This is a genomic window from Sphingobacterium sp. HMA12, from assembly GCF_002933815.1.
In the GTDB taxonomy this organism is placed as follows: Bacteria; Bacteroidota; Bacteroidia; order Sphingobacteriales; family Sphingobacteriaceae; genus Sphingobacterium.
Window position 1 is genome coordinate 1609695 of the sequence record NZ_BEYR01000001.1, and the last position, 24569, is coordinate 1634263.

Below are 24569 nucleotides of genomic sequence, written 5' to 3' on the forward strand. Positions count from 1 at the left end.
CTCATTAAAGCATAGGTATAAAAGGTATACCTATACCTACTCATTCAATCATTAAAAACAATGGAAAAGATATTGCAGCATTCGATAGTAAAACAAGGTTTGATTATTGCCTACTATTTTAGTAACAGATGGTATCGCAAGTGCTTGTTTAATGAGAGCAGCATTCCTGTTTCAACGAATAGCGATCCCGAGGAAGTAACCCAACCAGATTTAGGTCATACTCGACCACAAAAGAAAGCAGATTCAACTTGCGTTCATACACAGGAGAACAACAGCACCGAAGAGATAAAGCAATCAAGTAAAGAAAAATCCAACTGGAATGAGCCTGTGAAAAATCCAGCAATATCCAAAGATACAGCGTAGCTTCCAAGATCAATCTGACTGGATTTGTAATTGATTATTTTTATTGAAGCTAATATCCCGGATAAACACCATCCGCTTATCTCCTGTTTTTGTTGTCCGCCCATGATAAACACAACGTAGTTTACCATTGCGATCTTTAAAAATACTATTGTGCCCCGTGCCTGAAATAATTCCGCCGTGATCGGTATTCTTTTGTATAATTGGATTAGTTTCCGATTTACTGTAATTTCCCAAAGGAGACTTAGAAGTAGCATAACCGACGGCGTAATTTGCGCCAGCAAAATAATTAGCGGAGTACATGATATAATATTGGCCTTTTGCCTTTACTAAAAATGACCCTTCCGTCCATCTTCTGTTGATTTCGCCTGAGGATACCGAACGACTTTCCCATTCCGACTGCCGATCGTTCATCTGTAATGGTGGACGTATTAACAGCGCAGGTTGCCCAATAACCTGTAGCATACTGCTGTCCAATTCAACACCATAGACCCAGCTTTCCTCAATATCTTTATACCCCCATTTAGATTTAGCCCAATCGGCAATTTCTGAAGCAACGGGATGTTCATAGCAACAACGGGAGTAAAACAAATAATTTTTGCCGTCGGTATCACGAAAAACATTGGCATCAATAATGGGATAGCCGGGGTCAAATAGGGGCTTACCCGTCAGGTCTATAAATGGTCCCACCGGATTATCTGCAACCGCTACACCAATGCGATAGTTCTCCAACTTATTCTCAGGATTTTCTTTCCAGTGCGCACTGTAATACATATAGTATTTATCATTGACGACATACACTTCTGGCGCCCAAAAGTCTTTGATTCCCCAGCCTTTAGACTGCTTTCCATCATACACCTTTCCGGCTTCCTTCCAATGGATGAGATCTTTGGAACTGTATGCTATAAACCCATTTTCTGTACCCCCGGTTCCATACAGGTAATATTGATCACTGGGTTTATCATAGAGAATGAACGGATCGCCGAAACTGACATCAATGAACGGACCAGAGTTGTCCGCAATCTCAAGTAACTGAAATTTAGTAGCATCAAACTTAGGTGTTATCCTCCCACTCCCTTCCTTGGAGACAAGATCGACAGGTACTATAGCTGTACGTCTTGGAGCAACTTGCTGTTCAGAAAAATGTGTATGACAAACATAGTACCACTGTTTTCCTTTTTGGAATAGGTCGCCATGGCCAGTGCCCGCAAACCTACTGTTGGTTTGGCTTAATAGTGGATTTGTTTCTATTTTCTTCCAAGGGCCGAATACATTGTCAGCAACAGCTACACCTACCGCATAATCCTTATTTCTAAAATCATTGGCCGAATAGAACATGTAATAATACTTACCCTGTCGCAAAACAGTAGGTCCCTCACTGACTGGCCATGCGGATCCAGCGGTATTCTCCCAAGGGAGCGATGCATGTAGACATTCTGTTAATGTTTCTTCCTTAATCCCCGAGTAATCATCCTTCAATTCAGCGACGAAGATGCGGTTTCCTTCCATTAACCTAACATGAAACACATATTTTTTGCCATCATTATCCCTAAATACATAGGGATCGATCTGCTTTCCGCCCTGCATAAGAGTTTTAGGTAGGCTTTGTTTAAAAGGGCCTATAGGAGAATCGCTGACAGCGATCGCAATTTTCTCATCAGCTGTATATGCCATGTAAAATTTCCCCTGCTCAGACCACACCTGCGGGGCCCAGAACCCCTTACTTCCAAATACGTCATCTTCGATTAAAGCGAACCCTGCATTTGCACCTATCGGTCCCTGCCAATGCTGCAAATCTTCGGACTTGTACACCTTAAAACCCTGTTGCTTGTCACCATCCCCATTAGTACCATATAAATAGTAGTAACCACCATGAAAGAATATCGTGGGATCGGCCTGAAAAATTCCGTTTTCGTGTGACCGTGCCTGTTCGTCAGAACCACGCACAGATGAGACAATACTATCCCTTCCCATCACGTAGTCTAGGGGTAGTATGGCGCAAAGCATAAAAAGCAATGTAATAAATTTTACCTGTTTCACCGGATACAAATTGAGTGTAACCTAAAATTGAAGAATTAATTGCTATATCACAGGCGATTTCGTATCAATAAAAGATCAATTTGTATCTTTTTTCGGTTTTTCACTTTTAGCGAATTATTTATTACGCGCGGTAGATCCGCCTTTATGACTAGGTATCACGACATAAAACCAACTGTCCAATCACAGTCCTATCTGGGATGGAATACTAATTTAATATTCCATTCTCGAAGGCAAACTTGACCAAATGAGCGGTATTTTTCACGCCAGCTTTATCTATAAGATTTTGGCGGTGCCCCTCCACGGTACGTTTACTTAAAAAAATCTTATCTGCAATTTCAATATTGGTATAGCCCTCGGCGATAAGCCCCAAAACCTCAAGTTCCCTTTCGGAAATCTCAAAATCAGTACGTATCCCCATCGGATGCTGCGCGTAGCGTTGACCAGATCGTATCTGTTCAAGCAGTAGCATTGATATCTCTTCACTCATATATCTACCGCCATTGGCGATATGGTTAAGCGCAAATAGTAATTCATTATAACCGACGTTTTTCAGCAAATACCCTCTAAGACCATATTCAAATGCTTCAATGACATAATTAATCTGGTTCAACATTGAGAGAATAACCACTTTTATATTTTTATGGCGTTGATGTAACACCTGCAAAAGCGCAATCCCATCCATTTCCTCCATGCTAATATCCGTTAATACAATATCGGGTAAGGAATCTGGATTCGAATCTAGATAATCCAAAGCTTCTTTACCATTGGACGCTTCTCCAACAACTTCAAAACTATCCTGGGATTCCAGCAGTAATTTTATACCATTACGTACCACCATATGGTCTTCTACCAATAGGATTTTTGTCATATCGTCTTTTTAAATGTTTAATTTAAGTGTCATACCCTTTTCAGTGGTATCGTTAATAATTTTAGCACTGTATAGCTCCATTACTTTTTTTAACCGCATTGGGCTATCTGCGCTTCTGGTTTTTTGCAGTATATTATCCGCTTTAAAATAAGGCAAAACTTTTATAAATACGGCGAAATCAATGAGCTGTACAGATATTGAAATTGACTGAATAGGCATTTCGTCTTTTAGATATTCAAATAGTGCTGTAAGCAATTTAAAAAGATGCACCTGAATATGATGATGAAGCTCCTTTAAATCCGGATCAAGGATAATATCTATATTAAAACCTAACTTTTGTTTATATGAGGCCACGACCTCATCAATTGCATGAAAAATTCCTAAATCATTTAAAATTGGATTGTAAAGCACAATGGCTTTGTTTCGCAATTCAATCACCAACGAGGTTAAAGAATCACGTAGGCAACGTAGTTCTTCAAAGTCACCATGCCGATTTGTAAAATTCTGTAATGATATACGCATTCCATATAATTCTTGAGCGAGGTCATCCCTAAAGTAACGCCCTATACGCCCCAAGTCTTCCTGTTGGTTCCGGATTATGGATTTGTAAAAATCTTCCTGACTTCCTCCCCACATCTGATTCAGATCCTGCCCCCCGTCATTTTCCTGTGATTGATCTACATATATATTTTTGTCATCGTTCCCCATAGTATGCCGCTTTTCGTAATATGACTAATAACCATTTTCAAGCTTGAACAGTTTTTAAAATCTGATAACTCCGTTAAATATTCCTGTATAGTTTATAGTACTACGTATAAATACGTAGTACCACGGGATAAAGGGTGGAATTCCACAAGGAAAACACTTGTTGTTAAAGTAAAAAACACCTTAATTTCCCTTTAACGCTAAAGCTGATTATCAGTAGCAAAACGAAACAAATACACTGAAAAACAGACAATTGTATCAGAAACAAAATTACGTAAACCGAATTTTAATTTTAAAAGCATCACTTTTACCCATTTTTTCTAGCACCCTAATTGTAGTAGTCTAGGCACTAATAAACACTTAAAATTGATAATATGGAAAATACAACAATCGATCAACTGTTTAAGGAAAAGAGACCTACATTAAAATATTTGGCTGCGCAATTTACAAGCGATCCAGATGAAAGAGAAGATTTAGTGCAGGAAACTATGGTTAGATCACTATCTTCCATAGAAAAGTTTTTAAAACATCCAAAGCTCATGTCCTGGTTATATATTATTATGAAGAATACGTATATTAACCAGTATACTCGCAATAAACGGTTGGAAAATTACCGCAACGAGTACATAAGTACAGGTTATGTGAATGAGATCACAACTAATCGTGGCGAAAATAACTTTGTTGCATCGGATATACAGCATGCGCTCAATAAATTACCAAAAGATTATTATAATGCGTTTGCATTATTTTTGGAAGGTTTTAAATATTATGAAATCGCCGAGCATTTGCAAATCCCGGAAGGGACGGTAAAAACACGTATCCATATGGCTCGAAAGTCTTTACAGAAGCAACTTAAAACGTATGCTAAAAGTATTTATTAAAAACAGCAACCTTTTATACAAAAGCAGACGCAATTATTGTGTCTGCTTTTTTTGTACATTTTTTTCGCTTTTATAATGCGAGGTGCCACAGATGCTTTCCAAATATTTAGTATATTAGGTTAGTTACTCATAAAATTCAGCCTAATAATCGTTATGCTATGAAACATAAAATAAAGTTATTATCGCTAATTGTCAGCAGCGGTTTGTTATTGATGATATCCTGCCAATCTGTTTCCAGTGACAACAAAGACCGGATACGGGTCAGCGGCGAGGGAAAAATTAGAATAATGCCTGACCAGGTTACACTTACGATAAATACGGCATTTACAAAACCACGGATGGTGGATGCTGTAAGGGAAACACAAAATACCGTTGACAGTGTCATCGCCATACTTGGAAAATATGGGAATAAAAAGGAGGATATCAAAACAAGTAGTGTTTCGGCAAACAAGGACTATCAGTTTATCGGAAATACAAATAAATTTGTCGGTTATCAAGCGCAACAGACCATCGATTTTGTTTTACACGATCTATCCAAATTCACGGAACTAACGGGTAGGTTACTCGAAACAAAAATCAGCGGCATTGGTTCAATTGCATTTGACCATTCAAAAGCCGATAGTATTCTTCGGGAAGCCGACCTCATTGCATATGATGATGCACTAAAATCAGCCCAAAAGTTGGCCTCAAGAGCGGATGTAAAGATTGGAAAGCTGCTATTTTTATCAAATGATGGCAGCGCCTCGAATGAATCTACAGGATATAGAACAGGAATGGCTTTGGAAACATTTAATAAAGCTTATGGCGGCGAGGGTTTTAAGATCGCTCCAGAGGTGCTTGAATTTAAAAGGACGTTATATACTGAATTTGAAATAAAATAGCGAACACACTGTATCATGCCTTCGACCCCAGCTATCAATAAAATGCCCCCAAAGCCTGTATATCGCCTTGGGAGCATGCTATTTTCAGTATTTTTTTAACTGCATTTTTGCTAGAATTTGAGACTCAGCTCGGCTGCAAAATTCCTTGGCATTTGGGCGACAACGACCCCCTGTCCAGAAAAGTAATGTGCATTACTGATGTTGTTCATCTTTACACCAAAACGATAGAAATCACGTTCAAGAGAGATCGAAGCATTAAGCAAGGTATAGGAGGGAAATACAAATTTCCCTGTTGTAGAATTATCAGCAGAAACCTGTTTTCCTACGTGATTTACACCAAAACCAAAACCCAATCCCTGTAATTTTGGAGCCTGTAACACATAGCTGATCCAGGAGTTAAAAACCTGTGAAGGACCTGCAGAAGCCGGACGACGCCCCTCAACCGTAGAATCAGCCCGTTGATACCGGCTATCATTATAGGTATAACCCGTAAGAATATTTAGCCCTTTGATCGGATTGGTGATCAATTCGAGCTCAATACCTTTGCTGCGTTGTTCGCCGTCCTGAATTGTTATGTTGTAGTTTTTACCCTCAAATTTAACACTTTCCATACGGGTCATATTATTGACAACAATATCGTAATAGGAAGCGGTAAAGTTGAAACGGTTATTCCAGAAATTGGTTTTGATCCCCGCTTCCCATTGGTTGGCCAATTGCGGTTTCATCTCATTGGTATATTGACTTAACTCATTACTTGCAGGAGCAACATAGCTAAAGCTATTCATATAGTTACCATAAGCGGACAATTTATCTTTAAGAACTTGGTACACCACGCCAAATTTGGGTGAAAGCGCCGTTTGCTTAAAGTTACCTGCTCGTATATTTGTACTTAAGTTCAATTGGCCACGGCTGTTATAATGATCCAATCGCAAGCTCAAAATAGTTGTTAGGCGATCCGTCAGCGACAGTACGTCAGATAGATAAGCGCCATAGATGTTGCTGGAAGAGTAATTTCGAATTAGCGGTCTCGTAGATAGCTGGATCTTTTGCGAAGCCAGCTGATTTGAAATAGACAAATAACCTTTTTCTAAATCCAGCCCATTGATCGTATCAAACACAACAATGGGTGAGTTATTATTCCGTAAGGTTTGATTAAGATAATCTAGGCCTACCAAAATTTTATTTTTAACATTTCCGATCTGGAAACTTCCATTGAAATTCTGCTAGATACTCGTCGAACTTCCCTCTGTATTCTGCCATTGAACATTTCGTTCAAGCAAAGCATCACTTTTATCCCCCCGAATAAATTGGTATTGGTACATGCCTTCTGTTTTTCTGAAATTTCTGGAAATCAACGTCTGCGAAGTCCAATTATCCGAAATTTTGTAGTTAACCTCACCTTTGATATTAATGGATGGGGCTTTCAGTGTGATATCATTGTTTGAATAGGATCTATTCCAGTCAAATCCGAGATCTTCGGGTCTTGTCGCAATAAATGGACGCGTCCTTGTTAGAAATATAATGGGGGTGTTGGTACCTTCGTAGTTGTATATCTGTGCACCGAGATTAAACGTTAAGCGATCATTGACCTCATAGCTAAACGTTGGCGCAACGAAAAATGATTTTCTAAATTCCGAATCGCGAAAGCCATTTTGGTACTGATAAGCAGTATTTAGTCGGAACAAGGTCTTACGATTGTTGGTGATGGGCCCAAATACATCGGCTGTAAGGCGATTTAAGTTGTAGCTACCAAATAAGTAAGATACTTGGCCACCGTAATAATCCTTAGGCTTTTTGGTCACAAGATTGACCAATCCACCGAATGAAGTTGCCGCTCCACCATATAAAGTACCGGAAGGCCCTTTTATAACCTCGATACGTTCTACATCTGCAGGATCTATTTCACCATTCGTATTTGCGGGAAGACCATCCACCAAACCTATTTTTGTTGGGAATCCGCGCAGATTGTAATAAATAGCACCATCTGACGCACGGCCCGGACTTCCCTGCACTTTCACCATACCTACGACATTTTTAACTGCCTCCGACAGATCGGTTGTCAATTGCTCCTTCATCAATTCCTTATTGACATTGGAATAGGATTGTGGATTTTCCATATAGCCCAGCCGTACCTTTGCAACTTTTGAGCTATCACGTTCCAAGAATTTATTTCGTCGATAACCGTATACAGTAACGCCATCTAAGTAATAATTATTTTTAGTCCCATAAATTGTTGGGAGTACAGTTGTCCCGTTATCGATATGAATATTCTCCCGTAATATTTCAATATCATTTAGACTGACTTGCATAATATAGGCGCCTGGAGGAACATGGTCAAGATAGAATTCTCCCATAGCATTCGTCCGCCCCTGATAAGAGGTATTTAACAGTCGTACAATAGCATCTTTGGCAACAACGGATTGATCTACCATGATCTTACCGGATATACGGTCGGCCTTCTGGCCAAATGCTGTGAAGAACAGCAAGATTGAAACGATAAAAAGTATCGATCTTTTCATAAAAATTGTGATGGTTTTTAAACTTTATTAAATCTTTTATTTAGACAAATTCTAAGCAAAAGTAGGCTATATTTTTAAATTTCAAAACAAGCTTATAAAATGACGCAATCTGATATATTTCTCCATTCGATCACAATATTTACTAAAAAAAAATATGCAATCAAACAAATACACATATAATCTTATAATTTCTTAAAACACTAAAAAAACAATGTAAAAAACTTTATTATATTCAATATATTTAAATACTATTAACGCAAATAAAGTAAAACATGCCCTTTTTCAATTTCAACATCAGTAATTAGCGTATTGGAACGATTGGAGAAAAAAAGGTAGTTGTCGGTTTTGATCCAACTACGGTGGTAGCGTTTCAGGTATGGGAATTTCTTTTTAAATCAGTAGAGCAATGATCACATAAAAAGATCTACTTCCGAATGATTCGGAAGTAGATCTTTTAGTTCAATTGCAACTAAGGAATAATTGTCAATATGGCATTTGCACTACGTGCATTAATGGCGGGATCATACATACATCCTACCGTAGTAATTCCCGAATTAAATGTGCCCGGATTATTGGCTTTAACCTCATACTCATAGATTGATCTCCCCTTTGGCAGGCGATCCATAAAGTAATTTGTCGAAGCATCTTTTGAACTAAAATAATACCCCTTACGCCATTGGTATCCAGAAGGGCTATACACAGGCTCAACACCAGCTGGGCGACTATCTTTCAGATGAACATATTGAATGGGGTCATCATTGATTACTGTAATTCTAACTTTGATCCGTTCTCCCAATTTGGCCTCCTTAGATTCTACCCACTCGCCTTTTCGCTCGACCAGATATACTTTCTGAACTGAAAGCCCATTTGTACTGGATTTCACCAGATCAAGATCAGCAAAATACTGATGGACAATACTTCCAGAAATAATTCTATTATTATTGTTTTGTATTTGAATAGCCTTATCAGTTTGCAGTTCTACTTGATCAAATTGCTTACTGACTTCCCCCAAAACATTGTTACTTAGTTCAGCCTCTTCCCTATTGATCAAAACACGCACGGTGTTTCCGGTAACAAAATCCTTCGGATTGTCCGCTAATAATAGCGCATATACGGCATCAACTGTCATCCAGGTGCTAGACCAATGATTGACCTGTTTGTTATAATAGATCCATTGGGTGACTTGATTCAGCTTCGCCGGGTTATTTAGTTTGTACGCTTCGACGAGATAAGATTGTAAACTAATCTTATTGTATTGATTCAAATTACTTTTCCAGTACATTCCCTTTTGTACATCTACAATCGCCTCTTGATCAAGTCTATTTTTAATTTCCAGACTTTGTTTACCTTGCCCAAAAAGCTGGTTAACAATCCATGCTTTAGCCGCCAGTCCCGCATTTCGACCGGCACTGCTTAAGGAGGAATTATGCAATTTGCGCTGAAGGGATCGGAGTGAATCTTGCGGTAAAAGATTGAATTCAGTCCAGTACCGGCGCGCAAACAAATAGTCTATTCCAACATCCACACTGGCTTTGGACGAAAATATGACCGGATCGCGATCAAGGTATTGTGTAAGCCTCAAAGCAAGGTCACGCATATCACTGTTGATTAAGGTTCTGTCCAAATAGAGTACCTTCCCGAAGATTTCCAACATACGGATGCTAATTTCGGTGTTGGCTTGCCCACCGTCAAACCAGGCAAACGAACCATCTTTGGATTGATTGTTTTTTATCTTCTGTTCAACGGTACTGATTTCCGATTGTATATCAGCGTTAAAAAATGCTGCAATTGCTTTCAACCGTTCCTTATCTCCCTGCATTTCCCGTAGCCAGGGCATTTCTTCCATTTTGAACTCATCTAAACTGCTATTCTCCTCTAATCGTCCTTTTTTTGATCCGACATCCAATTTCTTGAAATAGTCTGTCACAGCAGGATAATGTAGCTGTATGTATTGCGCCATCTTGAGACCAAACCATTTGCTGCTCAATTGTTCATTACATTCGTAGGGATAGTTTTTCAAATAGTCCAGTGCAGAGAGTATTTCCAATATAGGATTGCTTTGCACTTGTATCCTTCCCATGAGGTTATCCTTAGTATTTCCTTTTAACGGATATCTTTTGGATTCTCCTGCTTCTAGAATAATTTTCTCCGAATCAGCAACCAGAATTTTATTTGGTAATACCGGAATTTCAATAATTTCACCGTCAGAAAACTCATTGCCAGCCGCAAGGATGCGAATTTGTATTGTTGGATATTCAGCGGGGATTTGCAAAGTCCATTCGACGGTTGTGTTATTGGATGCTGCTACACTAAAGTTTTTTAGGACGGAATCAATCTGGAAAGCCGCCGAAACGACCTGATTATTTCGTGGATCAATAAGTTCTATTTTCGAATTTCCCTGAATGCGCTCCTTCGTCATATTTTGAATTTGCGCCTTGATCGTGATCTGGTCACTGGTTCTAAAATAGCGTGGAATATTCGGGCGCACCATCAGCTGTTTTAGTGTTTGCGTAAAATAGGTGCCTCCAACTGACGCCAGTTCCTGAGTATGCGCAAAAAGTAATAACTTCCATTTTGTCAATGCTTCGGGGCTGTCAAATTCAAAGTTGATATTACCCGCTTCATCGGTATATAAATTGGGATAGAAGAAAGCGGTTTCCTGAAGATTGGTCCGGGCCTTAATCCGCTTGAACTGATTGTCTGCAGGGGCATCCATTTCAATAGCACCCATTCCAAATTCGGCAAGCTCCTCATTGACCGTACTTCCTACGACTGCCGGTTCATAGAGCACTGCTGAAGCGGCTAAAGGTCGCGACTGCTTTGTTACACGGGCTGCACCGCGGATGCGTATCGCGCCAACTTCAGCACGCAGTCCCGGGTCCCGCAACTCGTCATACATGGTCACTGTTGACATGTAGGCTTGGTTATCCATTAGGTTTGATAACAAACCATAGTCATAAATCTGATTCCGTTGGTTATCGGCATTAGCGCCGTAGTAATACGAGACAAACATATCTCTCGAACTGATCTGCTGTCTAAAAGCATTGTTGATGTAGTAATAATTGGTCCTTGGATAATAAGGATAACGCAATTGAAAAGAACCGAAAGCATTGCTAGCAAATGCGTCCAAGGATGCATCATACATCGTAGCCAACACTTCTGTAGCTATTGTTTTATCCTCCTGCTTGACCATAAAGCTCCATTTTTCTTTTTGACCGGGCGTTATTTTATCCCGAAATGTCTTGGTTTGGATCGTTAACTCCTTATTTGATTGATAAATAGGAATCACAATTGGTGCTAGCGCCAGCTGATTATTAACCACAAAAAGTGCATTCAGCTGTAGTTGTCCCATGACATCTTTTTCATCCAAGACAAATTGATAGTCAATACGCCCATTTTTCCAATTTAGGATTTTTGTATCTAATTTCTGCGCGTTTCTCTCGCGCAATAACAACAGTTTACTTGCATTTTTCACATCAGTCTGCAGCATGATGGTGACCCGATCACCGATCTTGTATTTATCTTTATCCAACCGGTAAGAGAAAAACTCCTGCTCATTTAGTTTCTTATCTTTTGACCGATATAAACTCGTATAGCTAACCGTGCGTACGGTATCGCCTTCCTGTATACTGATGGCTTCGATCTGGTATCTCCCCCAGTTGAATTTTAATGAATCCAGGATGATCTTACTCGTATCGGCGTTATCAAAATCATAACTGGCTATTTTGGTCTTTTTCTCTTCTTTTTGGAGGGAAACAGGATCAAAATAAAGTGGGAAATACTTACTATAAAGCTCTTTTGAAAGCAGGTGATATTCTACCCGTCCAAAACTCCCTTGGTATTCCGCTGTCAAAGGAATGCTGGCATCTTCCAACTTATAAATCGTAACCTTTCCGTCGAACTTCATCGGAAACCCGTTTTGATTTTGCTTTAAGATCGTAACATCGCGCCATTTCTTTTCTTCCATAAGAGCTGGAACCTGAATCTGCAGCTGCCATGGACGAGACGAATAAACATAAGCACCAGAAGCCGCCTGCATCTCCCCTGTCTGATTTACCACCTCAGCTTGATACGTCAATACATAGTCTTTCAGTCCGGCAAACTGACGGTCCATCAAGGGTACCCGAATGGTAAAATTTCCTTTTTCATTAACGGTTGTTGTCGAATCGCTATAAACAATATTCTTTCCCTCCCTCGCATGATAGAATGATACTTTATACTTGACTGTGGAACCGACCAGCGATACGCCAGCCAGACTCTCTGCTTTGCCAACAAATACCGCAGTATCTTTGGCCGTATAGGTCAATTTATTCGGCTCCAAAATTACTTCAAATGTCGGTCGCTTATATTCTTCGACCCGGAAATAGTGTTGATCAAGCTGTTTTGAGTTGTAAAATACCAAGAGATTATAATTTCCATTCAATGCCTTTGACGGCAGCTGGAAACTCGCGTTGGCAGACCCAAACAGATTCGTAGTCAAGTTGATCGAGTCGATCTTCTGACGATTGGCATCCTGCAGATAGATTTTAATAGTTTGTTTTTCTAAGACCTTGCCCTGCTGTACATGATCATCGTAAAGAATTGTCTTAAAATAAACGATTTGTCCTGGTCGGTAGATTGCTCTATCCAATAAGCTGAGGGCACGCATATTTCGCTTATTATTGCTTTCGGCTGATTGGCTCAGGTTGTTTTGATAATAGACTTGATTTTCGTTATCCAAAGGAATTAATGTCTTTTCCCCAGGTAGCAACAATGCATGATTGCGTAGATAGCCCTCATTTTTGGGTGGGTAGGTCGACTTAAAGCTGAATTCGCCGACAGCATTGGTCTTCAATTGCGCAATCAATTTAGGAAGAGCATTATCTACAAGATGGTACAATGTTGCGCTTTGATTGGTATAGGGTGCTCCGGTTTTTCTGTTCAATAACAAACCCGAATATATAAACTCATCGGTAGATTTTACAGCTATATTTCCGGGTACAAATGCATCTGAAATGATAAGCTGAGATACAGCGACATCCTGCTCCTGCCCATTATCTTGAAAAAACATATTATTCCCGACCAAAATGGTATAAGTACCTGCTTTAAGCGGGTTAATTTTATAAATTGTATTGTGCGTTGTATAATCACCAAACGTTTTCAATGCCACTTGTTCCTCATAGATCAGCGCCGCATCTACTGTAGTCCGATAACTTACAGAATCATATTTTACCGTATAGTCCTTTGAACGCTTCGGCATCAGGCTTGTATTATACACCCGGATATAAATGCTATCTACATTTGTGTGGTAGATTTGGACTGGTACATATTCTTCAGTCGGTGCCGTTTTCTTGTAATTTAAGGTAATGGAAGCCTTCCTGATTTCCTTCATTAAATTAACTGCATTCGAAATCCATGGTGATTTTGGGTATTCTTTTAAGGCTTTTTCAAGATAGGTAACTGCCGTAGCCTTTTTCCCAATATCATTGAAAGCCACCGCTATCTGATACAATAAAAAAGCGTTATAGTCACTTTTATTGCCCGCTATATTTTTCAGGTACTCGTCCACGCTTTCTTCGATATGATTCCATTTCCAATCATTGGACATGATATAGCTACGCGCATCCGGATAATTATTTTCGGTACTGATAGTTAGCAATCTCGCTTTAAGTTTATCCTTATTCGCCGTGCTGACATCCTTAAATGTATTCAAAAAATCCAGGTACTGGTAGCTTAGAAAATGGTAGAGTGTAGGATTCAGACTAAGGTTCCGGCTTTCGACAAACAGACCTTTCCAGCGTGTTATGGGTTGAGCACTTAATCCGTTTACATCCGAAATTGACAGGCGAAAAATAGAATCAATCATCTGTATTTTACCTTTTGCGTCTATTGCCACAAATTTGTTCTGGCTTTTACTTGCATACCGATTAATATTGGAAAATAGATAGCTTGCATAAAAATTTTGAAGGACCGCTTTTTCTATCTTTTCAGCTTTCCGGATATTGTCTTCAAAATGTTTCTGAATACGCAAAAAAGAAGAATCCTCGGATTGGTTTACCTCCAAGACTTTGCTCTCGGCCAAAAATGCCCGCATCCATTCAGCATGATCTTTGGAGCGTCGAGCTTCGGCTTTAATATCGGCTAATAAGGGTAAGATCTGCTCATAGTTTTTTAGGGAAATAAGCCGTTCGACCTCGTTCCACTTTGTCAACTGCTTGTCTGGACCATGCTCCTGCGAAAATCCCAAGACCGGGATACATATCAACAATAACCAAATGTATTTTTTCATAAAATATGACGCTAAATATTTACTAAATATCCTGTTTTTTTTCGAAAGGATGCGATAAATTAGCATATTCCATAACTGTTTAAAAAAATACTTCACCTCTGACCGATACAGCATTCTGGGGTATATTTTATTTATCTTTACTGTAAAATACGATACATGAATTATTTGAAATTTACAGGCCTCTTCATTCTTTCGGTCATTATATTATCGGCATGTCAAAATAAGACAACGAATTTGACGCAAAAAAAATCACCAATTTCAACGGATACAACGATATCTTTCCAGCAAATCTCTTCTAAGAAAGCTCTCCCTGCAGCAATTGGCAGTCCAACGGATTCAATGGTAAAAGGGCATCTCCTGCTTCCCTTTGCCTATCGGGTCTGGGAGAATAATAATGTATCCAAAGTAATTAATGACAACTGGTTGGAACTATATCGTAAAAACGGGAAATATTATGTAGGAAAGGCAAAATATAAGATTACTTACGAAAAGGAGGAACCCTGTTCAGGATTGCCCACAGAAACCATAGACTCGGAGAATGATGTTTTGGTGTTTTTCAATATAGCTAACATACAACATGGCGCTGTAGACAGCATCTCTTTCCCAAATAAGATTATCCCATCCAATAAATCATTCGAGTTTACCTATAAAAATGACCGTTATCAATTGCGCGCTTCGGGGATTGAATTCTATAAAGATGAGGACCGGAAACCAAACGCAAAATATACATTGAAGCTTTTTATTAATGGTCAATACACGCGTACGTTGATAGATCAATCTGCCTATCATGACACAGCGACTGAACTTGAATTTATTGGCGACCTGGATCGAGACGGCAAACTGGACTTTGTCATCTCCAGCCCCCGTGATTATGAAGAATCAAGAACCATAGTCATTTTATCTACGGCTGCGTATCCATTTGTTGGTACTGTACAGTTTGATTGCTAGGTATGACTAATGATTAGTCGATATTTTTTCATATATTTAATAAATAATTCATATCCAGTTAATATCAGTTTCGTTCCTTTATAGTGGGATAATTATTGGAGTTAACACTTTAATGTATCAATTATGAAAACGATCAACTATTTTTTCCAAAGGATTATATTTCGAATCTTTTTAGGTCGGTTCAGTTCATTTTACTCACCACTAAGATTCCATAAAAATTAATTCATATTCAGGTCAGTCGACGTCACTGGCAACTATATTTCAATAAATGCATTTAACCAAAGATGCCTTTGGCAAAGATTTTATATGGGGAGTGTCTACGGCTGCCTATCAAATCGAAGGGGCACATGATCATCAGGGCAAAGGTCCCTCCATCTGGGATATCTTTGTAAAGAAGAGAAACCGTATATTTCAGAATCAGCATGGTGATCAGGCCTGTGATTTCTACAATCGCTACATACAGGACCTTGCTTTAATGCAGCAAATGCATATCCCTAACTATCGATTTTCCCTATCCTGGAGCCGCATCTTGCCGGATGGCATCGGACGGTCCAATCCATCGGGCATGGATTTCTATGATCGGCTGATCGATCTTTCATTGGAATTGGGTATCATTCCTTGGGTTACTTTATATCACTGGGATCTCCCACATGCCCTGGAAAAAAAAGGAGGTTGGGTAAACCGTGATGTCAAGGAATGGTTCGGTGAATTTGTCGGCACCTGTGTTGCCCGTTATGGAGATCGCGTCAAAAACTGGATGGTACTCAATGAGCCCACCGTATTTACGGCTGCAGGTTACTTCTTTGGTGTGCACGCTCCGGCAAGAAAAGGCTTGGGCAATTTTCTTGCTGCTGCCCATCATGCCGCATTAGCACAGGCTCATGGCGCCAGAATCATAAAGTACTTACAACCAGATAGTCGGGTAGGAACTACTTTTTCGTGTTCCCATGTAGAGCCATTCACTTCAAGAGAAAAAGACGTTATTGCGGCAAAGAAAGCCGATGTATTACTCAACAGGTTGTTCATCGAACCACTTCTGGGTATGGGCTATCCCACGCAGGAAATCAAAATTCTCAACCGAATTGAAAAATACATGAAACCGGACGACGAGAAAGAGTTAAAATTTGACATGGACTTTATCGGTATTCAAAATTATACCCGTGAGATGATCCGTTACGCCATGTTTGTTCCCTACCTCCAAGCCAAGATCGTAACAGCCAAGGAACGTAAAGTGGAAATGACCGAAATGAACTGGGAAGTATACCCCGGGTCCATCTACCATATGTTAAAGAAATTCAGCAGCTACCCTAATATGCCACCCCTCATTGTCACTGAAAATGGTGCCGCCTTTCAAGATCGAATTGAACACGGACAGGTACATGATCCCAAAAGGATGGATTATCTGCAAAAAGCCATACAAAATGTCCATAAGGCAAAAGAAGAAGGCGTAAATGTGAAGGGCTATTTTGTCTGGACCTTTTTAGACAACTTTGAATGGGCCGAAGGATATCGCCCAAGATTCGGTTTGGTGTATGTCGATTTTCAAAACCAACAACGCACCATAAAATCATCAGGGCATTGGTATGCTAATTTCTTAAAATAAACATTACTTATTTAGTGAGCCCCTTTTCCATATATTGACAAGTTTCAATAGCAAAAGTACCAATAAGATGGTCAGCAAAATACTGATTGCGCTGACGACTATATTTCGTCCGTTATTGCCCAAGAAATAAATGGAAAGGCCACCTAATGCACATGGGATACCAAAAACCAAAATCTTAACCCATGCAAGCTCCCGTTCTTCTCGGTAAATATGCGGAGAAGGAATAGCCGCTATTAATTCAATGTCCTTGGCATTGAAATAGGCTAAAATTTGTGCTATTTCAGATGCCCTTAATTCCCTTGGCCGCAAAATCTCTCCTTTTACAACAATGAGCAACCCGCTCCTGTCCTGCTGAATGGAATCAATATCTTTTGTCATAAAGTATTTTTTATACCCCATAGGGTTGAGTGCATAGCCCTTGTAATCATTATTCCCGGGACAGAGGCAAGAAAAGTGGTCCGCATTCATTGAAAAAATAATATCGCGACGATCATCCCGGATAGTGTTTACAGAACTTATCACACCCAGAAAACAAGTTAATGCCAGAAATTGTAAGATGAACACCCAGAAGGACAGCTGAATCCCCCAAGATAAAAGTAGACCCACGAGAATCAATCCAAAGAAAAACCATTTCAAATGTTCTAAGATCATTATCCTACGGTTCAGAAAATAGGTTACAATCACACAAACCACGGGTGCTATACTCGACTTCCAATCCCAAAAAACTGAAAAAAAACCCAACAGGGAAATAAGGCCGAACATAATTGCCGTGGCATAGGTCCCCTTTTTACCTAGATTCTTTCGTTCAATTTGAATACTATTTTTCAAGTTTCGGTACGTTAACAAGAAAGTATACATTCTTATCCAAGTCTATATCATTAATTGGATAAATATAAATATCTTTATCCAATTAATGAATATTGAATAGGAAGATAACATATCAAATTTCGCCTTATGAAGACTTTCCAGTTTAAATCACACAACGTTAAGAAAGGCTTAATCTTTGGATTCGCCTATCTGTTTATTGTTTTTATTATTTTCAGTATTATCTATGGCGGAATCAATGGAATGGCCGACGCCGTCAATAATTTCGGATCAGCCAAAGGGATTGGCTTTTTGGTTGCGATCATTGTGATAGGTCCATTTGTTGTGCTATTGCAGATTATCAATCCAAAAATAGAAGTACTTATCGATCGCCATCATCTGGTCATCAAACAACAGAAAAAAACAGATCTGGACATCCATTTAAAGGATATTTATGAAATGAAAATTAACTATTCATTGGTAAATCAGCTTCAGATTTTTGGCCAGCAAGCACAGCTGCTTGCAACGATCCATCCTCAGTATGACACACAGGTCATCTATAAGATCGCCGCTGAAATAGCACAGCATGAAATCTTCTTACAGCAAAAGGGACAGAAGAAGATTTTTGGAAATTCGGTTGAAACCGTATCCTACACAAGGGAATAGCTCCAACTGGTATAGAGTCGATTTCAAGTAAAAACCAGGATTTAGCAAACCAGAATAGCGCATGAAAGTATACTATCCCAATAATCAATGGACATTTTATATGATTCCCCCCTTGATCGTCTTGGTGGGACTTTGCTATCTCCTATCGGTGAAGCAGAATTTCTCCTGGATATTGATAGGTTTAGCTTTATTTTCTTTCCTCTTTTTTTGCTATTGCCTTTACGCCAGATTTGCCACCAAATTAACGATCTATGGCGATCGATTAGAACTCCGCCGAAACTTTCAACGATCTCAATCACTTCATTATATAGATCATGATTTTGTCATAGGCCCGGCCTATGATACCTATAAGCGACAGATATTTTCAATAAAATATGCAGGTAGGTCAAATTATTTTTTCATCTATCCATTGGATAAATATGGAAATCGCATGAAAATACTTTCTATTGCGCTTGAATTGGATATTACAAAAGGTCATTACAAAAAGATCCAAAAGGACTTATCGGCCAGTTTGGCAACGATGGATCTGTTGGGACATTTATGTTATAATAACGACACCATCATCGTTAGAAATAGGTGATCCAAATCGAGCAATACCCGGACTGTTGACTTACTTTAGTTCGAGCAACTCCTTACCAAACTTTTTCTCAATAAACGGATTCAACTGTGGGATGCCAAATTTAGGATTGTCCAGCCAAAATTTGCTGGCATACCTGCTTTTCAACTCTAGCCAGAGACCTGAAGTCAGCTCTTTCTTTACTGCCTTAAATTCCTCTTTAGTAATGAATTTGCGCTCCTGTGTATAAAATTCACTCAAAAAATCGAAAGGGACAAATTCTGATTTACTACCTCTTTTAATAGCCCCTACATTCATCACCACCTTACTGACCAATTTACTTGGCTCGGGCTGTTCGAGATTTGTCCCTGTATAATTTTCCATCGTCACTCCCGTGTATTGCTGGCCTTTAATTTTGAAGAAACTGACTTCCTTTTGGCTATTAGGCGGAATGACATCAAAATAGACCTGCACATCACCACGTGTTGTCTTTTGGATATATCCTGTATTCAGATTACCCGTTTTGATTAATTTCCGTTCCTTGTCCTGAACCAGCACAAATTTGGGCGGAAGATTATTGATAACAGATTGTGCCTTCATCCGCATCACATGTGGATTCCAACTCAAAAAATTGCCCATTACTTCTTTAAAATTTTTGGCAGCGAGAGAGTCCTCGAAAATGCGATAATCCAAAATTCGATGGTAGACCTTCCCTTTTTTGTCTTTCAATGGAATATAATATTCAATAATACCATCGTAAAAATAACGTGTTCGCTTGTTAAAAAAAGTTGTATTTCTAAAATAACCCCTCAGAATCAGATAGTCATATTTGCTTTTATCCGCAATAGTGATCTCGTCTATTTTAATCCTTCGAGGGATTAATTTAACCACTTTCTCTTTTCGTAACGAGCCAATTGTTTCCTGATAATTATTATAGGAGATATGCTGTAATATGAGTACTGAATTTGCACTTTTCAGAAGTGAATCTGGTGCGACCTCCCCTTTCGTGTTTGCTACGCCCAGTAATGTACCATCTTCTGCGTAGATATTCACTAAGGGCACAGGCTCACCAGTCAGACTATCAATGATGCGGATTTGAGCAAATAATATGTTGCAACTAAAAAAAAGGCTTAACAGAAATAATATTTTTGGCATAAGTCAATTGATCACCCTAAAATATAAAATAGTCATTATAATAAAATGTCAAAAATCGTTAAAATAAAATCTTATACAGATTCCTTCCATCAAAATCTATCCGGTCCGATCTCACTGCATTTTTGAAGTACGTTTTTTATTCCGTACAATAATTTCTTTTTATATTTGGCCATTATCCTAGCGTAATATGAACAAAAGGTTTTTCAATAAGGGAACACTAGGAAAACGTATTTTTTAGACTACCAGCTCAATTATTGATGATGGAACACCTCGCTGGAGAACATTATAGCAATAAACAAAGGATTAGCGGAGTTTATTCAGAACGAAGTTACAAACAACAGTCTAAAAAAATTGTGCCGATGGAATTCAAAAGAACTCACTACCTGATTTTAATGTGCATAACAATAGTGTTAGGATTGTTATCGCGAAAAGTGGTGTTTATCCCCCTTTTTGTCGGCGATAGTCTGTATGCATTTATGGTCTACTGGTTATGCAGGTTTATTTTTTTCCACCGATCGTTCAACTTTTGTTTTGTCAGTACTCTTGTCTTTTGTTTCACAATAGAGTTTTTACAACTGGTACAACATCCATTATTGATCAGTGTCCGCATGCATCCGCTCCTGCGGTTACTATTTGGCCAGGGTTTTCTTTGGTCTGATTTGCTCGCTTATATCGCCGGCGCTTTTTTTGCTCTTCTATTGGACCGATCAATCCATTCATACGCAAAAAAGCAAAAACAGCTCACTATGCGGCTGTGAAAATTACTTCGTGGTTTTGGCGCCCACGCTTTTTCCAAGATTTTCATAAGCGACATCATTGGGTTGCCATAGTTCGATTTTATTCCCTTCGATATCCATAATATGGACAAATTTCCCATAATCAAATGTCTCGATTTCATCCAGAACATCTACTCCTTCTTTTTTCAATTCAGCAACTAGGTATTCAAGGTTTTCGACACGATAGTTGATCATAAAATCCTTTTCGGAGGGTCGAAAATAGTTCGTATTCTCTTTAAAAGGGCTCCATTGGGAAAATCCTTTTTTGGTGCTGTCAGCGCCCTGGTACCATTCAAATACTGCACCATATTCATTCGTATTCAGTCCCAAATGAGTGGCATACCATACGCGCATTTTTTTTGGGTCTTTACACTTAAAAAAGATTCCGCCAATACCTGTTACTCTTTTTACTGGAGGTTCTATCCCCCCGTTCTTCACCGCGTTAAAAGCATAGCCCATGCAAAACGCTGATAATATGCTGACAATAAAAAAGAATCTTTTCATATTTTGATCACTTGTTATCCAGATCTAATGGTCTAATGTAATGATTACGCTTTATAAAAATAGGCTATCCTATTTTATTTTATCAGTTTAATTTTCTTAAATCGCATTTAGATAGTCATTTAATGACAGCTCCGTTTCAACCTGCAATTTCTTACGCAATCTATACCGGTGGATTTCAACTCCCCTAACGGTAATATTCTGTAACTGCGCAATCTGTTTGGATGTAAAATGAAGTTTCAGATAGGCACATACTTTAAGATCATTACGAGATAATCCCGGATGTCTTAGCTTTAGCTTGTTTAAAAAACCATCATTGAGCTCATCAAAATGACTGGCAAACTGGTTCCAGTTGGCACTGTTCTTTTCGATGTCTTTTAATAGATTATTGATACGTTTTAGATTGGAGGTTTCATCTTCACCCGTATCCAACTTAGCCAGTTCATCTCTCACTTTAATCAATGCGCCCGAGTTTTCAAGTAACTGCATACTTGTACTTGCCAGTTCTTTTGTTTTGGTCATGACTTCATTGGCCAGTTTCTCATTATTCAACTTCACGATCTCCTTTTCATTTTTTTCAATTTCCAGTTGATGAATATAGCGCAGTTGAGCCAATTGCTTTTCATGTTTCAATTGTTGCTTATCCTGTTCAATTTTTCGCACACGAATCAATGCCAATACAGCAAGGATAGCAAGCAGAAAATAACCTACTTTTGCCCATAGAGTCTTATACCAAGGCGGCAAGACGATAAAGCTGTATTCCTCCACACTAGATTCTTGGTTGAGGTTGTTCCGTACTTTCACTAAGAAAGTATATTTGCCATCCTGCAAATTAGTGTATGATTTCTCTGAATGCTGGGCCCAAGACGACCAATTCTCGTCATATCCCGAAAGTTTATAACTAAACTCGAGGTGTTGATGTATGCCATAACTTGGTGAGGAGAAGCTAAATCGGAAAGAATTGAAAACAGCGGGTAACTGTAGAACGCTATCCTTTGCAGACGCCTGTTCCCGTTTTGAAGCATTTGAAAAAAAACCGCCAAAAATAAGGCTATCTCCCTTCCCTGTTGCGACAATTCGCGATAGTATAGCGATAGGTTTTGCACTTTGTTTCAAATATTTATCATAATTGATATGAAGCGCTCCTTTTTCTGCTCCTACATAGATATTATTTCGATCAAAACTATAAATATGTTCGAAGCCTGAGGTATTCATACCTTCTATTTCTGGGAAATTAACCAAATGATAAGTTTCCTGTTTTGGATCAAATTGCCCCAAACCGACTGTTTTCTTTGTGCAAAACCAGACATTTCCATCTTGGTCATCCCTTAGATAGCGTATGGTCAGATCTTTAAAGGCAGCAAATTGCTTGCTTGGCACAAATCGCTTCCTAGCATAGTCATAATTGTAAAGCCCTTTTTCGGTCGCAAAGACCACCTGATTTTTTATTTTAAACACATAATTCTGATAATCCGCGGGGAGTCCATGCTTTTGCGTGTAGAGTTGAGCCTGATATGACTTTTTATCCTGTGAAAGTGTTAGGCGATAGATCCCCCTGTAAGGATGAGAAGCCCACATTGCTCCATGTTCATCCTGTTCAAGAAACCGAAAAGAATCGGACGGCCCATTAAGCGCGCCACTGGAAGAGAAAACGCCATTATGAAAATGCAGTAGCTCCAATCCCTGATAGGTACCGACCAAGCTCTCTTCAATCGGATACACCATATTTAGCGGAAGCAATTTCCATGTTCCTATCCCCCGGCTTAATGGTCTGATGGAATGCCCCAGGATCTGAAATAACCCTTTATTGTGTCCAAGAAGCAATTGCCCATTGAGCTGTTCAAGCCGCCATGCTTCTCCGCCATCGCTCCCCTGAAGAAGGGAGAATACGGATGGTGAACGGCTCTGATCTATTAGATCGCTTTTTATACCTGCATAATATACACCATTGGAGGAAGAGAGATAGAGTGTATGATTAAAGATCAGGGCGGAATATCCGGTCACATCATTCTCCATATTGGGTCTTAGATACCGAATGGCGCTTCCATAACTTATCACAGAAATCACGTTATCCGTACCGATCCAAATATTCTTTTGCCGATCCACAAAGACGGTGGTGACATTCTTATTTTGCAGACCTTCGCGGACACCGATCCGTTGTATTGTATTTCCAGCTAAGTTGCGTATGTGGCACCCTTCTTTAGCATTGCCGACAACAAAGGTTGAATCATCAATTTTTGCTAAGGACGGTGTGTAGCTACCGTCGCCATCTTGTGCGTTCAATCGTGTCAATTTCATATTTAATAACGAATAAGTTTCGTTATTTAAGGTCGACAACAACATACGATCTTTGCCAAAAGGCATCAATGAAGCGATTTTCACATCATTAAAAGGCAAGTCTTTTAGATAGGGATTCCATTTATTATCACGAAACTCCAGCAAGCCATTCTTCTTATCCTGAGCATAAAGCATCCCCCCTGATTGTCCCATATAATACCATTCCACAGCCGCTGGGTGTACTTGAATCTTTTGCCCCTTTAATTCAAATATCACATTGGTACCCCGAAAAAAGACCGATTGCCCTACGCCAACGGTATTCCAGATGTCTGCAAAGTTCCTATATTTTTCGGGAACCAAATCCTGCAATGACCGATAGACTAAACCCCATTGCGGTGAACGCTCAAAATATCCAAAGTCACCTTGTCCACCAACATAAATTCGATCATCAGCATCAATCCAGATCGAACGGATATTGGTGTGATTAGGCAAGGAAAATGTTTTCCAATATCGTCCGTCAAAAGTCAGCAGCCCTTCACTGTTACCAAAGTACATGATGCCATGACTGTCCTGTTTGATATCCCAGGTGCGGCTCCCACCCTGGTATACGGATTTACTATAATTGTAGACCAAAGGCAAGCCAAGCAAATCCTGTGCAGATAGTGCATTTGAAAAAGCAGAAAATAGCATAAAAAACAGGATGGCAAAACACTTCATAATAATTCCCTTCAATTGGCTGACGTAAACTTGACGTACCCCAA

Annotated in this window: 18 protein-coding genes; 8 read left to right on the top strand and 10 right to left on the bottom strand. The window is 39.3% G+C overall.

Annotated elements, in window-relative coordinates; all coding sequences use genetic code 11:
• Positions 1 to 60: 60 nt before the first annotated feature.
• Complete coding sequence (locus tag HMAT_RS06990) at positions 61 to 363, top strand: hypothetical protein (RefSeq protein WP_104382038.1); 303 nt, start codon at positions 61 to 63, stop codon at positions 361 to 363.
• A gap of 9 nt (positions 364 to 372) precedes the next feature.
• Here the strand turns inward: HMAT_RS06990 and HMAT_RS27235 are convergent, their stop codons facing one another.
• The 3 genes from HMAT_RS27235 to HMAT_RS07010 all read right to left on the bottom strand — a co-directional run bounded on the left by HMAT_RS27235 (position 373) and on the right by HMAT_RS07010 (position 3976).
• On the bottom strand, positions 373 to 2400 hold the full coding sequence (locus HMAT_RS27235; protein ID WP_199768565.1) for a glycoside hydrolase family 43 protein: 2028 nt from the start codon (positions 2398 to 2400) through the stop codon (positions 373 to 375).
• Between the two features lie 205 nt (positions 2401 to 2605).
• On the bottom strand, positions 2606 to 3268 hold the full coding sequence (locus tag HMAT_RS07005; RefSeq protein ID WP_104382039.1) for a response regulator transcription factor: 663 nt from the start codon (positions 3266 to 3268) through the stop codon (positions 2606 to 2608).
• A 9-nt stretch (positions 3269 to 3277) separates the two neighbouring features.
• Entirely contained in the window at positions 3278 to 3976 is a 699-nt protein-coding gene (locus HMAT_RS07010; protein WP_104382040.1) for a hypothetical protein, read from the bottom strand.
• A 371-nt stretch (positions 3977 to 4347) separates the two neighbouring features.
• Here HMAT_RS07010 and HMAT_RS07015 point away from each other — a divergent pair, with 371 nt between their 5' ends.
• A complete protein-coding gene (locus HMAT_RS07015) occupies positions 4348 to 4854 on the top strand; it encodes an RNA polymerase sigma factor (RefSeq protein WP_104382041.1) in 507 nt (168 codons plus the stop codon).
• 158 nt (positions 4855 to 5012) lie between these two features.
• Entirely contained in the window at positions 5013 to 5735 is a 723-nt protein-coding gene (locus HMAT_RS07020; RefSeq protein WP_104382042.1) for an SIMPL domain-containing protein, read from the top strand.
• Between the two features lie 110 nt (positions 5736 to 5845).
• On the opposite strand, the gene HMAT_RS27390 is transcribed toward HMAT_RS07020, so the two are convergent.
• From HMAT_RS27390 to HMAT_RS07030, 3 genes are all read right to left on the bottom strand, one after another.
• Positions 5846 to 6934 (bottom strand): TonB-dependent siderophore receptor, encoded by a 1089-nt coding sequence (locus HMAT_RS27390; protein WP_371412039.1) that lies wholly within the window; start codon positions 6932 to 6934, stop codon positions 5846 to 5848.
• 24 nt (positions 6935 to 6958) lie between these two features.
• A complete protein-coding gene (locus HMAT_RS27395) occupies positions 6959 to 8254 on the bottom strand; it encodes a TonB-dependent siderophore receptor (protein ID WP_233789134.1) in 1296 nt (431 codons plus the stop codon).
• 469 nt (positions 8255 to 8723) lie between these two features.
• The gene (locus HMAT_RS07030; protein ID WP_158655650.1) at positions 8724 to 14522 is read right to left on the bottom strand and encodes an MG2 domain-containing protein; all 5799 of its coding nucleotides are present in this window, start codon (positions 14520 to 14522) and stop codon (positions 8724 to 8726) included.
• A gap of 156 nt (positions 14523 to 14678) precedes the next feature.
• Here HMAT_RS07030 and HMAT_RS07035 point away from each other — a divergent pair, with 156 nt between their 5' ends.
• Positions 14679 to 15470, top strand: coding sequence for a hypothetical protein (locus tag HMAT_RS07035; protein WP_104382044.1), 792 nt, complete (start codon positions 14679 to 14681; stop codon positions 15468 to 15470).
• 268 nt (positions 15471 to 15738) lie between these two features.
• Positions 15739 to 17073 carry a GH1 family beta-glucosidase gene (locus HMAT_RS07040; protein WP_104382045.1) on the top strand — a complete coding sequence of 445 codons (1335 nt, stop codon included), beginning with the start codon at positions 15739 to 15741 and terminating at the stop codon, positions 17071 to 17073.
• A gap of 3 nt (positions 17074 to 17076) precedes the next feature.
• On the opposite strand, the gene HMAT_RS07045 is transcribed toward HMAT_RS07040, so the two are convergent.
• Complete coding sequence (locus HMAT_RS07045; RefSeq protein ID WP_158655651.1) at positions 17077 to 17901, bottom strand: hypothetical protein; 825 nt, start codon at positions 17899 to 17901, stop codon at positions 17077 to 17079.
• A 126-nt stretch (positions 17902 to 18027) separates the two neighbouring features.
• Between HMAT_RS07045 and HMAT_RS07050 the strand changes: the two genes are divergently transcribed.
• Positions 18028 to 18543 (top strand): hypothetical protein, encoded by a 516-nt coding sequence (locus HMAT_RS07050; RefSeq protein WP_104382047.1) that lies wholly within the window; start codon positions 18028 to 18030, stop codon positions 18541 to 18543.
• Positions 18544 to 18604: 61 nt separating this feature from the next.
• On the top strand, positions 18605 to 19123 hold the full coding sequence (locus HMAT_RS07055; RefSeq protein ID WP_104382048.1) for a hypothetical protein: 519 nt from the start codon (positions 18605 to 18607) through the stop codon (positions 19121 to 19123).
• A gap of 30 nt (positions 19124 to 19153) precedes the next feature.
• On the opposite strand, the gene HMAT_RS07060 is transcribed toward HMAT_RS07055, so the two are convergent.
• On the bottom strand, positions 19154 to 20254 hold the full coding sequence (locus HMAT_RS07060; RefSeq protein WP_104382049.1) for a hypothetical protein: 1101 nt from the start codon (positions 20252 to 20254) through the stop codon (positions 19154 to 19156).
• 392 nt (positions 20255 to 20646) lie between these two features.
• Here HMAT_RS07060 and HMAT_RS27705 point away from each other — a divergent pair, with 392 nt between their 5' ends.
• A complete protein-coding gene (locus HMAT_RS27705) occupies positions 20647 to 21012 on the top strand; it encodes a DUF2809 domain-containing protein (RefSeq protein WP_371412040.1) in 366 nt (121 codons plus the stop codon).
• A gap of 3 nt (positions 21013 to 21015) precedes the next feature.
• Here HMAT_RS27705 and HMAT_RS07070 read toward each other — a convergent pair whose 3' ends face one another.
• Together HMAT_RS07070 and HMAT_RS07075 are read right to left on the bottom strand one after the other, a co-directional pair.
• Entirely contained in the window at positions 21016 to 21534 is a 519-nt protein-coding gene (locus HMAT_RS07070; protein WP_199768566.1) for a VOC family protein, read from the bottom strand.
• A 96-nt stretch (positions 21535 to 21630) separates the two neighbouring features.
• Positions 21631 to 24525, bottom strand: coding sequence for a two-component regulator propeller domain-containing protein (locus HMAT_RS07075; RefSeq protein WP_104382052.1), 2895 nt, complete (start codon positions 24523 to 24525; stop codon positions 21631 to 21633).
• Between the last annotated feature and the right edge of the window lie 44 nt (positions 24526 to 24569).